Source organism: Sporolactobacillus sp. STSJ-5, assembly GCF_024385605.1.
Lineage (GTDB): Bacteria > Bacillota > Bacilli > Bacillales > Sporolactobacillaceae > Sporolactobacillus.
This window is the reverse complement of the sequence record NZ_JANFOJ010000059.1, coordinates 1-206: the sequence shown is the minus strand read 5'-3', so window position 1 is coordinate 206 and position 206 is coordinate 1. Positions and strand designations below refer to the sequence as shown.

At 51.0% G+C, this 206-nt stretch carries 1 protein-coding gene; it reads left to right on the top strand.

What is annotated here, in order from left to right:
* Nucleotides 1-206, top strand: a 206-nt coding sequence (locus tag NOM01_RS17080) for an SH3 domain-containing protein (RefSeq protein ID WP_370646195.1), incomplete at both ends; no start/stop codon positions are given.

The following is a 206-nucleotide window of genomic DNA, read 5'->3' as shown; positions in this document are numbered from 1 at the left end:
TGGCTGAAGATCAAATACAGCGGAGGAACGGCGTATGTGTCGGGCGATTATGTGCAAAAGCCTGATAGTGCATCGGACGGCTCCGGTAGTGAAACGGTGCTTTACACTGGAACAACGAAAGCAAATTTGAATGTCCGATCGAGCGCGTCGACCTCAGGCAAACTGCTGACAACGTTGAAGAAAGGAAGCAGTGTGGAAGTAGTGGG